9 protein-coding genes and 2 tRNA genes are annotated in these 10,716 nt (G+C 63.4%); all 11 read right to left on the bottom strand.

Going from position 1 to position 10,716, the window contains the following annotated elements:
* Positions 1-15: 15 nt before the first annotated feature.
* Complete coding sequence (gene nusA, locus M2421_RS08185; protein ID WP_259205483.1) at positions 16-1,527, bottom strand: transcription termination factor NusA; 1,512 nt, start codon at positions 1,525-1,527, stop codon at positions 16-18.
* A gap of 4 nt (positions 1,528-1,531) precedes the next feature.
* Entirely contained in the window at positions 1,532-2,122 is a 591-nt protein-coding gene (gene rimP, locus M2421_RS08190; protein WP_259205485.1) for a ribosome maturation factor RimP, read from the bottom strand.
* A gap of 1,150 nt (positions 2,123-3,272) precedes the next feature.
* A tRNA-Met gene (locus M2421_RS08195) sits at positions 3,273-3,349 on the bottom strand.
* 133 nt (positions 3,350-3,482) lie between these two features.
* Positions 3,483-3,815, bottom strand: a complete 333-nt coding sequence (locus M2421_RS08200) for a hypothetical protein (protein WP_259205493.1) — start codon at positions 3,813-3,815, stop codon at positions 3,483-3,485.
* A gap of 26 nt (positions 3,816-3,841) precedes the next feature.
* Positions 3,842-3,918: transfer RNA gene (locus M2421_RS08205), tRNA-Met, on the bottom strand.
* 121 nt (positions 3,919-4,039) lie between these two features.
* Complete coding sequence (gene nuoN, locus M2421_RS08210) at positions 4,040-5,500, bottom strand: NADH-quinone oxidoreductase subunit NuoN (protein ID WP_259205511.1); 1,461 nt, start codon at positions 5,498-5,500, stop codon at positions 4,040-4,042.
* Between the two features lie 36 nt (positions 5,501-5,536).
* A complete protein-coding gene (locus M2421_RS08215) occupies positions 5,537-7,045 on the bottom strand; it encodes an NADH-quinone oxidoreductase subunit M (protein WP_259205538.1) in 1,509 nt (502 codons plus the stop codon).
* A 23-nt stretch (positions 7,046-7,068) separates the two neighbouring features.
* Positions 7,069-9,252 (bottom strand): NADH-quinone oxidoreductase subunit L, encoded by a 2,184-nt coding sequence (gene nuoL, locus M2421_RS08220; RefSeq protein WP_259205551.1) that lies wholly within the window; start codon positions 9,250-9,252, stop codon positions 7,069-7,071.
* A 7-nt stretch (positions 9,253-9,259) separates the two neighbouring features.
* Positions 9,260-9,565, bottom strand: a complete 306-nt coding sequence (gene nuoK / locus M2421_RS08225; RefSeq protein ID WP_017355932.1) for an NADH-quinone oxidoreductase subunit NuoK — start codon at positions 9,563-9,565, stop codon at positions 9,260-9,262.
* Complete coding sequence (locus M2421_RS08230) at positions 9,562-10,221, bottom strand: NADH-quinone oxidoreductase subunit J (protein WP_259205557.1); 660 nt, start codon at positions 10,219-10,221, stop codon at positions 9,562-9,564. Before M2421_RS08230 ends, nuoK begins: the two co-directional genes overlap by 4 nt.
* 6 nt (positions 10,222-10,227) lie before the next feature.
* Positions 10,228-10,716 carry an NADH-quinone oxidoreductase subunit NuoI gene (gene nuoI, locus M2421_RS08235; protein ID WP_038687244.1) on the bottom strand — a complete coding sequence of 163 codons (489 nt, stop codon included), beginning with the start codon at positions 10,714-10,716 and terminating at the stop codon, positions 10,228-10,230.

Genomic DNA, 10,716 nt, shown 5'->3' on the forward strand with positions numbered 1-10,716 from the left:
CTGTTCATCGCTGGCTCATTCGCCGCGCTCCAGGCGGGCGATCTCCTCGGCTCGGGCGGCAAGGATCAGGGCGGCGGCGCGCTCCTGGTCCATGTCCTCGATGCCGAACTCGAGGATCTCGTCGGCGGCCAGGTCCGACAGGTCCTCACTGGTACGCACGCCGTGACCGGCCAGGGCGTAGGCAGTTGCCTCGTCCATGCCTTCCAGGGCGAGCAGGTCTTCCGACGGCGAGCCGTCTTCCAGACCTTCTTCCACCGCCAGCGCTTCGTTCAGCAGCGCATCGCGGGCACGGGCACGCAGCTCTTCGACGATGTCTTCGTCGAAGCCTTCCACGGCCAGCAGTTCGCCGACCGGGACGTAGGCGATTTCTTCCACGGTGTTGAAGCCTTCGGTCACCAGGATGGCGGCGATTTCTTCATCCACTTCCAGCTTGTCCATGAACAGCTGGCGGGCCACGCCCTGCTCTGCCTCGGACTTGGCGGTCACCTGGTCCTGGGTCATCACATTGAGCTGCCACCCGGTCAGACGGCTGGCCAGGCGCACATTCTGGCCGCCCTTGCCGATCGCCTGGGCCAGGCGCTCTTCAGCGACGGCCAGGTCCATGGAGTGCTTTTCCTCGTCGACGATGATCGACTGCACTTCTGCAGGCGCCATGGCGTTGATGACGAAGTTGGCGGGGTTTTCGTTCCACAGCACGATGTCCACGCGCTCGCCATTGAGCTCGTTGGACACGGCCTGCACGCGCGAACCGCGCATGCCGATGCAGGCACCGATCGGATCGGTACGCGCGTCGTGGGCCAGCACGGCGATCTTGGCGCGGTCGCCGGGATCACGTGCGCAGGCCTTGATCTCGACCAGGCCCTGGCCGACTTCCGGCACTTCGAGCTTGAACAGTTCGATCATGAATTCCGGGGCGGCGCGGCTGATGAACAGCTGCGGACCACGCGGTTCCGAACGGACTTCGGCCAGGTAACCGCGGACGCGGTCGCCGGCGCGCAGGACATCGCGCGGGATGCCCTTGTCCTTCGGGATGAAGGCTTCGGCGTTGCCGCCGAGGTCGACATAGATGTTGCCGCGCTCGGCACGCTTGACCACGCCGGTGACCAGTTCGCCGACGCGATCCTTCCACGCATCGACCACCTGCTGGCGCTCGGCCTCGCGCACGCGCTGGACGATGACCTGCTTGGCGGCCTGGGCGGCGATGCGGCCGAAGTCCGGGTTTTCGATCTGTTCTTCGATGTAGTCGCCGACTTCCACGCCTTCGGCTTCGTCGATGGCGTCCATCAGACGGATCTGGCGGTCGGGCGATTCCATCACCACGTCATCGGCCACCACTTCCCAGCGGCGGAAGGTTTCGTAGTTGCCGTCCTTGTGGTCGATCGACACACGGGCCAGCACTTCTTCATCGGGGTAGCGCTTCTTCGCGGCCGACGCCAGTGCTGCCTCGATGGCCTCGAAGATCACTTCACGCGGAACGCCCTTTTCATTGGCGACCGCATCCACTACCAGCAAAAGTTCCTTGCTCATTGGCTCACTCCGCGCGCGGCTTCTTGGCCGCCGGCTCGTTGGATGGTTTCTTGTTCGCCTTGCCACCCTGCTTGGGTGCCGGGCCAGTCGGTTTGGTCGGAGCCAGGCCGAGGGCGGCCCAGTCCGGCATGATGCGTGCCTTGTCGATATTCTCGACATCGGCGGTGAACGGAGAGTTGTCGACCTTGAAGGTGACGTTGCCCTGTTCGATATCGACCGCGAGGATCTCGCCCTGCAGACGACGGCGACCATCCTGCGGCAGCTTCAGCGTGACCTTGGCGGATTCGCCGATGGCGCGCTCGAACTGTTCGGCGGTGAACAGCGGCCGATCTACGCCGGGGGAAGAAACTTCCAGCGTGTAATTGGCGCTGATCGGGTCTTCGACGTCCAGCTGTGCGGACACTTCGCGGCTGACGCGTTCGCAGTCGTCGATATTGACGATACGCTCGGGCTGTTCGGCCAGCGGCACGTCGATGTAAAGGCGCAGCGTCGCACCCCCTGGGGCAGTCAGGTACTCCACGCCCAGCAGCTCGAGACCCAGCGACTGAACGGTGGGGGCGAGCAGATTCGCGATTTCGGTTGCCTTGTCGCTCACAGTCTGCCTTGTTCGTTGAAAGAGATACGGGTTGGCCAGTCGCGCTGGCCGGGCTCTACTGGACATGCCCCGGAAACAACAAAGGGCCCGCTGGGCCCCTTGTCCGGTACAACTCCGGTCATGCTGGATTCCGGTAGCGGGAACACACGCGGCGTGCGTTCCTGCGAGCCCAGTCTTCCGAGGGGGTCACGGCGGCCTGGGTACAGGTTGCCGTTCCTGGAAGCCGGTTGCGGGCCCATTCACATCCATTGACAGGATACGCATGGACAGTCCGCTAAGCCGCTGATGATAGCCGTTGCACCGCGCTGGTGCAATGGTTGGGGTGGGTTGTCGCGAAAGCTGAACAGGCGGGGTGGGTGGCGGAAGCGGGGCCCGAGCGGAGCAGGAGCCGCAGCCAGAGCCAGAGCCAGCACCGACGCGGAGCGGGAGCGCCTCTTTGGCTGGTCTGGTCGCGGGTGACGGGAGGGGCGGGAGGGCGGGACACGCCGTGAACCCATCCATGGGGGCTCGATTTGCGCCATCCATGGCGCAAAACGGTCCCGCCCTCCCACCCCTCCCGCCACCTGGACAGATCAACGGTCAGTCGTTGAGGTCAACAGCCGTGGGCGGTGGCTGACAGCACACCAGCCCCGCCCCACCCCACCTACCAACCAATCAATCAACCAATCAACCAATCAACCAATCAATCAATCAATCATCCAACCAACCATCCACCAATCCACCCAATCCACCAATCCACCCAATCCACCAATCCCCCACAGCCAGCCACCCACCGCCAAGCAATGACTGCCCCAGGAACGTGATCAGATGCAGCCCGCATCCCCAGGCCACCGACCATCCACGCAGGTGCTGGCATGGGTGGGACTGCGGGGCCGATTTTGCGCCATGGATGGCGCAAAACGAGCCTACATGGACGTACTTGCGGCGTGCCCCGCAGTCCCGCCCATGCCAGCGCCCTCCCACATGCACGCGAACAGGTTCCTGCCTTCGCTTTGCGCTTTGCGCTTTGCGCTTTGCGCTCTGCGCTCTGCGCTCTGCGCTCTGCGCTCTGCGCTCTGCGCAATGAAAAACCAAACCCCCACAACGAAAAAAGCGACCTCGTCGCCGAGATCGCCTTTTCGTCTACTGCATCTGCACTGCAGATTTTCTGTGGTAGCGGGGGCAGGATTTGAACCTGCGACCTTCGGGTTATGAGCCCGACGAGCTGCCAGACTGCTCCACCCCGCAGCAGAAGCGGAATTGTAAGGGGGTTTTCACCCCCGCGCAACCCCCTGTTGAAACATGACCGAATTGATCCGTATGAGCGGATCCGAAGCCAGAGGCAAGGCCAAAGCAAAAGCCAGCCGATCATGGATCGGCTCTACCCAGCCCTCGACCGCGTCGGCGTCGGCATCGGCATCGGCATCGGCATCGGCATCGGCATCGGCATCGGCATCGGCATCGGCACCGGCACCGGCATCGGCATCGGCATCGGCATCGGCATCGGCACCGGCATCTGCAGCGGCGTCGGCAGCGGCGTCGGCAGCGGCATGGGCGTGGGCACCTGCACCTGCACCTGCACCTGCACCTGCACCTGCACCTGCACCTGCACCTGCACCTGCACCTGCACCTGCACCTGCACCTGCACCTGCACCTGCACTGGGCAGACAACGAAAAAAGCGACCCCGTCGCCGGGATCGCTTGATTCGTCCACTGCCTCCGGCTTGCACCGGAGCTATATGGTAGCGGGGGCAGGATTTGAACCTGCGACCTTCGGGTTATGAGCCCGACGAGCTGCCAGACTGCTCCACCCCGCAGCAGAAGCGGATGAGTGCGGAAGACCCAAAGGACTTCCAAGCAACGATGTTCTGGCGAAACCGCTGCATCAACAACTCAGGAGATGAATATTACACGAGTTGCGCACGTTTGTATCGTTTTTTATGAAATATGTGCAAATGCCTGCTGGCACCACACCATGATCGGGTTCCACGACAGGCCCAGGGCCAGCAGCGCCAAGGCATTCACGCCCAGCACCACGCCCAGCACCCTATCGTTGTTGGCCGGCAGCGGCTCGCCCACCGGCTCGTCGAAGTACATCACCTTGATCACGCGCAGGTAGTAGAAGCAGCCTACCACCGCGCACAGCACGCCCAGGATCGCCAACCACAGCATGCCGCCGTTGATCACCGCGCCCAGCACTGCCAGCTTGGTCCAGAAGCCCAGGAACGGCGGAATACCGGCCATCGACGCCATGATGCACAGCACCAGGCCAGCCATCCACGGATTGCGAGCGTTCAAGCCCTTGAGGTCGTCGATGTTCTCCGCCTCAAAGCCGTTGCGCGACAGCGCGATGATCGCGCCGAAGCCGGCCGTCGACATGATCGCGTAGCTCAGCGCGTAGAACAGCGCCGCCGCATAGCCTTGCTCGCCGCCGCCGGCGATGCCCAGCAGCAGGAAGCCGATGTGCGACACCGTCGAGTAGGCCAGCATGCGCTTCAGGTTGGTCTGCGCGATCGCCATCAGGTTGCCGACCACCAGCGACAAGGCCGCCAGCCCGCCGATCAGATACTTCCACTCGTCCGACAGCGGGCCCACGCCCACTTCCAGCAGGCGGTAGGCCATGCCGAACGCGGCCAGCTTCGGCGCCGAGCTGATGAACAATGCTATCGGTGCCGGGGCACCCTGGTACACGTCCGGCAGCCACATGTGGAACGGCGCCGCGCCAAGCTTGAAGGCCACGCCGGCAATCATGAACACCGCGCCGGTCAGCAGCAGCACCTTCTCTTCCGAATGCGGGATCGCCGCATGGATCACGTCCAGGTGCAGCGAACCGGTGGCGCCGTAGATCAGCGACATGCCGTACAGCAGCAGGCCCGAGGCCAGCGAGCCCAGCACGATGTACTTCATCGCCGCCTCGGACGCCAGGCCGTTCTCACGGTTGCTGGCCACCAGCGCGTAGGAGCACAGCGCCAGCAGTTCCAGGCCCAGGTACACCATCAGCAGGCTGCCGGCCGAGACCAGGATCATCATGCCGGCGGTGCCGAACAGGATCAGCACCGGGATCTCGCCCTGGTACAGCTTGCGCTCACGCAGGTAGCTCCAGCCATAGACCAGGGTCAGGCCGCTGCACAGCACGATCACGGTCTTCATCACATCCGCCGCGGTATCGCGGACGAACATGCCGTGGAACACATCGCCCTGCCCGCCCACTCCCGTGGCGAGCATGAACAGCACCCCGGCCAGTGCGGCGACCGAGAGCAGATGGGTCCAGATCTTGTTCTTCTCACTGATGAACAGATCGAGGATCAACAGGGCGAACGCGCTGCCGATCAGCACCAGCTCGGGTGCGAGCGGCGGCAGGTCGGCGGCGGTCAGTGGCAACAGCGGCGAGGTGGTCATCATCAAATCCTGGAATCAATACTCTCGACGGCCCGATTACAGCAGCTTGCTGGATGCGATCTGCATCGCCAGCTTCGCGATCGAGGGCTCCATCAGGTCGGTCAGCGGCTTGGGGTACAGGCCCAGGGCAAGGGTGCCCACAGCAAATACACCCAGCACCAGCCATTCGCGACCGTTGATGTCCTTCAGCTCGGCGACATGGGCATTGGCCACCTCACCGAAGAACACGCGCTTGTACAGCCACAACGTATAGGCCGCCGTGATCACCAGGGTGCTCGCCGCGCCCAGCGCGAGCGCCGGATGACGCTGGAAGCTGGCCATGATGATCATGAACTCACCGACGAAACCGCTGGTGCCCGGCAGGCCGGCATTGGCCATGAAGAACAGCATGGCAAAGGTGGCGAACCACGGCATCACATTGACCACGCCGCCGTAATCGGCGATGCGGCGGCTGTGCATGCGGTCGTACAGCACGCCCACGCAGGAGAACATGGCACCGGAGACGAAACCGTGCGAGACCATCTGCACCATGGCACCCTGCAGGCCCAGGCGGGCCGCGTCCGGGCTGCCGGCGTCACGCACCAGCCACATGGCGATGAAGGTGCCCAGGGTCACGAAGCCCATGTGCGCGATCGACGAATAGGCGATCAGCTTCTTCATGTCGTCCTGGACCAGCGCGACCAAGCCGACGTAGATCACTGCGATCAGCGACAGCGTGATCACCAGCCAGGCCCATTCCTGCGATGCGTCCGGGACGATCGGCAGGTTGAAGCGCAGGAAACCGTAACCACCGATCTTCAGCGCGATCGCGGCCAGGATCACCGAACCGGCCGTCGGTGCTTCCACGTGCGCGTCGGGCAGCCAGGTGTGGACCGGGAACATCGGCACCTTGACCGCGAACGCGATCAGGAACGCGAAGAAGATCCAGGTCTGTTCCTTGCCCGACAGCTGCAGCTGGTACAGGTCGGCCAGCTGGAAGCTGCCGCCCTTCAGGTACAGGTAGATCAGGGCCACCAGCATCAGCACCGAGCCGAGGAAGGTGTACAGGAAGAACTTCAGCGCGGCGTAGATGCGGCGCGGGCCGCCCCAGACACCGATGATCAGGAACATCGGGATCAGCATCGCTTCGAAGAACACGTAGAACAGCATCGCGTCCGTCGCGGCGAAGATGCCGACCGTGACGCCTTCCAGAATCAGGAAGGCGGCCACGTACTGGTTGACGCGCTTGTCGATCGCGCTCCAGGCACCGATCAGGGCCAGCACCGAGACCAGCGTGGTCAGCAGGATCAGCGCGATCGCGATGCCATCCACGCCCAGGTTGTAGCCGATGTCGTAGGCGGGGATCCAGGCGCGGGTCTCGACGAACTGCAGCGCGTCGTTCCCCACGTCGTAGCCGCTGAGCAGCGACAGGCTGGCCACGAAGGTCAGCACCGCTACGCCCAGTGACGCCCAGCGGGCGGTTTGGGCGTCACGGATGGCAAGGATCAAGGCACCGCCGAGGATCGGCAGCCAGATGAGAACACTGAGTAGAGGCCAGTTCGACACGTCTTCTTATTCCGTACAGGTCATCAACGCAGGTAATGCATCAGGACGCCCAGGAGGGCAATCAGGCCGATGATCATCGCGAAGGCGTAGTGATAGAGGAAACCGGATTGGGTGCGACGCAGCAGGTTGGCCGCCAGATCGATCAGGCGAGCCGAACCGTTGACCACCACACCATCGACCACGTTCGTGTCGATCGCGCGCGAAACCTTGCCCAGCTTGATGCCGCCACCGGCGAAACCGCCGATCCAGAGCTTGTCGAAGCCGTACTTGTTCTCCAGCACCGACACCAGCGGCGCGAAGGTCTTGCGGGCCTTGCCTGCCAGTTCCGGCTTCCACAGGTAGAACAGCACGGCCAGCAGGAAGCCTGCCACGGTGAGGAAGAAGGCCGGGGCCATCATCCCGTGCAGCGCGAACGCGACCGGGCCGTGGAACTCTTCGGCCAGCGCACCAATGGTGTTGCGCGCCGGGTCGTAGAAATCGACGATGCCGGTGAAGAACGAGTGCACCTGGCCCGGGATCGCATGCTCGGCATGGTGCCCCGCCCAGTCCGTGCCGTACAGCATCGGACCGATGCTGAAGAAACCGATCACGATCGAGGGGATCGCCAGCAGGATCAGCGGCAGGGTGACCACCCACGGAGTCTCGTGCGGCTCATGCGGACCGTGGCCATGGCCGTGGTCGTCATGGTGCGCGTCACCGTGGTGGGCGTCGGCGGCATGGTGGTCGTCATGGCCGTGGCCATGGTCGTCATGCGCATCGCGGAAGCGTTCCTTGCCATGGAAGGTCAGGAACAGCAGGCGGAAGCTGTAGAAGCTGGTCACGATCACGCCACCCAGCACCGCCCAGTAGCCATACGTAGCGACCCAGCTGTCGGACACGTGCGCGTGGTGCTGCGCCGCCTCGATGATGGTGTCCTTGGAATAGAAGCCGGAGAAGAACGGCGTCCCCACCAGGGCCAGCGTACCGATCCACATGGTGATGAAGGTGATCGGCATGTACTTGCGCAGGCCGCCCATCTTGCGCATGTCCTGCTCGTGGTGCATCGCGATGATGACCGAGCCGGCACCCAGGAACAGCAGCGCCTTGAAGAAGGCGTGGGTCATCAGGTGGAACACGGCGGCGGAGTACGCCGACACACCCAGCGCCACGGTCATGTAGCCCAGCTGGGACAGCGTGGAGTACGCGACGACGCGCTTGATGTCGTTCTGCACGATGCCGATCAGGCCGGTGAAGAACGCGGTGGTGGCACCGATGAACAGCACGAAGTTCAGCGCGGTCTGCGACAGCTCGAACAGCGGCGACATGCGGGTGACCATGAAGATGCCCGCAGTGACCATGGTCGCCGCGTGGATCAGTGCCGAGATCGGGGTCGGGCCTTCCATCGAGTCCGGCAGCCAGACGTGCAGCGGCACCTGGGCCGACTTGCCCATCGCGCCGATGAACAGGCAGATGCAGATGATGGTGGCCACCGACCAGATGACCGGTGCATCGGTCATCTGGATCGAGCTGCCGAACAGGCTGATCGCGCCGGACCAGACCTGCAGATGCGAGTTCTGGCCGTTGACCAGCATGTCCGACGCGTTGGCGAACACGGTGGCGTAGTCCAGCGAGCCGAACACCCACAGCACGCCGGCGATACCCAGGATGAAGCCGAAGTCGCCGACGCGGTTGACCAGGAACGCCTTCATGTTGGCGAAGATCGCGGTCGGGCGCTTGAACCAGAAACCGATCAGCAGGTACGACACCAGGCCCACCGCTTCCCAGCCGAAGAACAGCTGCAGGAAGTTGTTGCTCATCACCAGGGTGAGCATGGAGAAGGTGAACAGCGAGATGTAGCTGAAGAACCGCTGGTAGCCCGGGTCATCCTGCATGTAGCCGATGGTGTACACGTGCACCAGGAACGACACGAAGGTGACCACGACCATCATCATCGCGGTGAGCTTGTCGACCATGAAACCGACGTGCGCCGAATACTGGCCCACCTCGAAGAACGTGTAGACGTTCGCGTTGTACGGCTGTGCCCCGCCCCACAACAGCATGTACAGCACGTAGCTGGACATGATGCAGCTGGCGGCGACGCCCAGGATGGTGACCGTCTGTGCGCCGATGCGACCGACCTGCCGACCGAACAGGCCGGCGATGATGCTGCCGATCAGCGGTGCGAGCACCACTGCGATCAACAGACTCTTGGAGAGAGTGATTTCCATCTACGGATCAGCCCTTCAGCGAATCGACTTCGCCGACATTGATGGTGCGGCGGTTACGGAACAGGGTTACCAGGATCGCGAGGCCGATGGCGGCCTCGGCCGCGGCCACGGTCAGGATGAAGAAGACGAACAGCTGTCCGGCCGTATCACCCAGTTCACGCGAGAACCCGACGAAATTGATGTTGACCGACAGCAGCATCAACTCGACCGACATCAGCAGCACGATGATGTTCTTGCGGTTGAGGAAGATGCCGGCGAGGCTGATGCAGAACAGCAGCGCGCCCAGCGCCAGGATATGGCCGAGGGTGATCATGGCGTTGCCTCCTCGTCGCTGGACGGCCGGGTGTTGGTGTGGATCACCGGCTTTTCGGCGTCCATCTTGACCACGCGCAGGCGATCGCTGCCCTTGACCATGGTCTGCTCGGTCGGGTTCTGCGTCTTCAGGCCGGTACGGCGGCGCAGGGTCAGCATCACCGCGGCGACGACGGCCACGGTCAGGATGACGGCGGCGAACTCGAACGGCAGCAGGTACTCGGTGAACAGGCTGCGCGCCAGCCAGGTGATGTTGGAGCTGTCAGCGGCGAGCGCGGCGGCATTGTCGGCCGGGAACGGATTGACCGCCCTGCCCTTCACCCCGATCAGCACCAGCATCTGCACCAGCATGGTGATGGCGACCAGCAGGCCGATCGGCAGGTAGCGGACCCAGCCCTCGCGCAGGTTGCTGGCGTCGATGTCCAGCATCATCACCACGAACAGGAACAGCACCATGACCGCGCCGACATACACCAGCACCAGCGCCACGCCGAGGAACTCGGCGCCGACCAGGATCCAGATGCAGGCCACGGAGAAGAAGGTCAGGATCAGGCACAACACGGCATAGACCGGATTGCGCACGCTGATCACCGCCGCGGCGGAGATGCCCGCCACGATGGAGAAGACCCAGAAACTGATATTTACCCAATCCATCATTCGACCTCAGCGGAAAGCGGCATCGGCGGCGCGACGCTCGGCGATCTCGGCTTCAAGCCGATCACCGATGGCCAGCAGCTGCGGCTTGGTAACGATGTTCTCGCCACGGTTCTCGAAGTGGTACTCGAGAATGTGGGTCTCGACGATCGAGTCCACCGGGCAGCTTTCTTCGCAGAAGCCGCAGAAGATGCACTTGAACAGATCGATGTCGTAACGGGTGGTACGACGGCTGCCGTCCTCGCGCTTGGCCGAATCGATGGTGATGGCCAGTGCCGGGCACACCGCTTCGCACAGCTTGCAGGCGATGCAGCGCTCTTCCCCGTTGGGGTAGCGGCGCAGCGCATGCAGGCCACGGAAACGCGGCGACTGCGGGAACTTTTCCATCGGGTACATCAGCGTGTACTTGGGCTTGAAGGCGTACTTCAGGGTCAGCCACAGACCGCCGAGCAGCTCAAGCAGCAGCAGGCTTTTGAAGTAATGGGTAATTCTGTTCAT

Origin of the sequence: Stenotrophomonas sp. BIGb0135, assembly GCF_024810105.1 — a bacterium.
GTDB lineage: Bacteria > Pseudomonadota > Gammaproteobacteria > Xanthomonadales > Xanthomonadaceae > Stenotrophomonas > Stenotrophomonas maltophilia_AB.